General features: G+C 64.4%; 1 protein-coding gene. It reads left to right on the top strand.

Annotation, left to right across the window (positions count from 1 at the left end; all coding sequences use genetic code 11):
* The coding region (locus ACSFA3_RS23620; protein ID WP_435507851.1) for a DUF2167 domain-containing protein at positions 1 to 382 on the top strand (382 nt) is incomplete at its 5' end.
* Positions 383 to 686: the final 304 nt, after the last annotated feature.

Genomic DNA, 686 nt, shown 5'->3' with positions numbered 1-686 from the left:
GTCGGACCTGTCCCAGCGCAAGGGCAGCACCGACGGCAACCAGGGCGTCAACTACAACACCTACGCGCTGGGCCGCGAGGGCTACCTGAGCCTGAACCTCATCACCAACGCGAAGGACCTCGACAAGTACAAGCCCGACGCGAGCAAGCTGCTCGCCGCGATCCAGTACGACGACGGCACGAAGTACGCTGACTTCAACTCCTCGACCGACAAGGTCGCCGCCTATGGCCTGGCCGCGCTGGTGGCGGGCGTGGCGGTGAAGAAGCTGGGCCTGTTCGCGATCGTCCTGGCCTTCCTGGCCAAGTTCGCGAAGCTGGCTGTAGTGGCGGGCGGCGCGGCGCTCTGGGGCATCGCGAAGCTGTTCAAGCGCAACAGCAGCTAGCAAGCCGCACCGGAACAGCATGCGAACCGGGCGGATTAATGTGCGAAAAATCAGAACAATGCTGACGGAATATTGATCCACAGCGATTGGTTCCCAGGGCTAATCTCGCAACGATCCGACCAACACAGGATCGTTCATGCCCCCCCACCTGAAACTCGCCTTCGCCCGCCCTGCCCGCTTTGCCGCACGGGCCGCGGCCGGGCTCGCCGCCCTGGTCCTCCTGCTGTCGGCCACCGTGGCACAAGCGCAAAACAAGCCGCTGAAGCCCGTGACCATCGCGCTGGGCACGCAGGTGGTCAACGTC

This window comes from Variovorax glucosi (genome assembly GCF_051216695.1).
In the GTDB taxonomy this organism is placed as follows: Bacteria; Pseudomonadota; Gammaproteobacteria; order Burkholderiales; family Burkholderiaceae_C; genus Variovorax.
This window is presented reverse-complemented; position numbering and strand designations above follow the sequence as displayed.